2 protein-coding genes are annotated in these 2,067 nt (G+C 64.5%); one reads left to right on the top strand and one right to left on the bottom strand.

Going from position 1 to position 2,067, the window contains the following annotated elements:
• The first annotated feature begins 313 nt into the window (after positions 1-313).
• The gene (locus tag ACFFNA_RS36030) at positions 314-1,834 is read left to right on the top strand and encodes an ISL3 family transposase (protein ID WP_378924727.1); all 1,521 of its coding nucleotides are present in this window, start codon (positions 314-316) and stop codon (positions 1,832-1,834) included.
• A 1-nt stretch (position 1,835) separates the two neighbouring features.
• Here the strand turns inward: ACFFNA_RS36030 and ACFFNA_RS36025 are convergent, their stop codons facing one another.
• Positions 1,836-2,063 (bottom strand): Mu transposase domain-containing protein, encoded by a 228-nt coding sequence (locus ACFFNA_RS36025; protein WP_378924729.1) that lies wholly within the window; start codon positions 2,061-2,063, stop codon positions 1,836-1,838.
• Positions 2,064-2,067: the final 4 nt, after the last annotated feature.

Genomic DNA, 2,067 nt, shown 5'->3' with positions numbered 1-2,067 from the left:
AGTACGTCGCGAACCGACCTCGAATGGGAGGCGCCGGCATGCAAAGCTTCCTCGACGGCGGCCTGCAGTTCCTGCGCGCCGTACAGGTCAAGCAGTTTCAGCAATATGGCGCGACAATCTGGGAGAGAAGAGCGCGACAATCTGGGGTTCTTCCTCATATTTGGTGCAGGTGCCGGGATTCACGGACGGTGCGAATAAGTTCATAGAGTCGGAATCGCAGTCGACGCCGTGATTTGCCCGTGCTCCATGCCTTCCGCTCGCTGATTTCGCCCGAACTTTCGATTGTCCAAATTCTCCCGCAGGCCGACAGGTAGTGCTTGTGGCCCGGCCGAAGGCGATAGAATCGTGCTGTCCCACCTGCGGTTGCGACACGCGCCGAGTCCACAGTCACTACATGCGCCGGCTCGCCGATCTGCCGTGGCAAGGGCGAATTGTCGAAATCCGGCTTCACGCACGGCGGTTTCGGTGCGCCGATCCACAATGCCCGCGACGGATCTTCACGGAGCGGCTGCCGGCGACGGTGCGGCCGAAAGCAAGACGCACCGCCCGGCTCGGCGAAAGCCAGCTGGCGATCGGCTTCGCGGTGGGTGGCGAGCCGGGCTCACGCTTGTCGGACAGGCTCGCCATGCCGGTGAGCGGCGACACACTGTTGCGGATGATCCGCGCGGCCACCTTCGAGCCGCCGCAAGCGCCGCGTGTGGTGGGCATCGACGACTGGGCCTGGCGCAAAGGGCAGCGCTACGGAACGATCATCTGCGATCTGGAGCGCAACCGTGTCCTCGATCTGTTGCCGGATCGCAATGCCGACACGGTTGCATCATGGCTGGGACGCCATCCGGGCATCGAGATCATCGCGCGCGATCGTGCCGGCGTCTATGCCGAGGGCGCCCGTCGCGGTGCGCCCGATGCAACGCAGGTCGCCGACCGCTGGCATCTGCTGCAGAACTTGGGGGAAGCGTTGCGCCTGGCCGTCGGTCGCCATCGCAAAGCCGTTGGTGCCGCCGGAAAGGCCATGGCGTCCGAGAGGGCCGGAAACGATGACGCCTGGCCGGAACCACCGGCAGAACCTTCCACGAAGCTTGATGATCTGCGCCGGTTGCGGCGCACCCAGCGCGGTGAGCTCTATGCGGAAATCCTTGACTTGCGGAAGGCCGGCATGTCGCCGCGACAGATGGCGCCGCGGATTGGCATCAACGTGAGAACTGTCGAGCGCTGGCTTGCGGCGGGTGGGGAACCCGAGCACCGGCGGCCGCCGGTGCGCTCTGTTCTCATGGATCCTTTCTGCGATTATCTCGAACAGTGTTGGCAGGCAGGCCAGCAAAACGGGTTGCAGCTGTGGAGCGAAATCCAGCGTCGCGGCTTTGCAGGCAGCAAGGCGACCATCTACAGGTGGATCGCCGCCCGCAAGGAGCGGTCATCGACCGCTCCACCAAACTCGCAGTGGCGGCCGCCATCGCGCCGCAACTGTGCATGGCTGCTGAGCGAAGACCCGGCGTCGCTCGATGAGCTGACCGGGCGGTTCTTGCACCATCTCTACGAAACAGCGCCGGAGCTTGCAGTGGCGGGCGAACTCGCCCGACGCTTCGCCGCACTGATCCGCGGCGACGATGATGCCGGCCTCCATCTGTGGCTCAAGGATGCCACGGACAGCGAACTGGCCTCGCTTGCGGCAGGCATCGGCCGCGACATCGAGGCCGTCCGGGCGGCGATCACCCAGCCCTGGAGCACGAGCCCGGTCGAAGGACAGATCAACCGGCTCAAGACGATCAAGCGTCAGATGTACGGGCGCTCCGGCTATCCACTGCTGAGAAACAGGCTGTTGGCAACCGCCTGAACTACCCCCGGCATACGGCCAGACGAGAAGTTCTCCGCACCTGCACCAAATATGCGGAAGAACCCAATCTGGATGAGAATCTGGTGTCGCGGCGGTGGTGATGATCGCGGCATCGATTGTCGCGCGCAAGAGGGTCCTCGATCTGCTGGTCGCGATCATAGCTGCGACGGTGACTGGCGATCATCTTTGCGCCGTCGAAGACGCGGACCAGGCCGAGATCGGCGCGCACGCTG

This window comes from Mesorhizobium kowhaii (assembly GCF_042431665.1).
Taxonomy (GTDB): Bacteria; Pseudomonadota; Alphaproteobacteria; order Rhizobiales; family Rhizobiaceae; genus Mesorhizobium; species Mesorhizobium kowhaii.
This window is presented reverse-complemented; position numbering and strand designations above follow the sequence as displayed.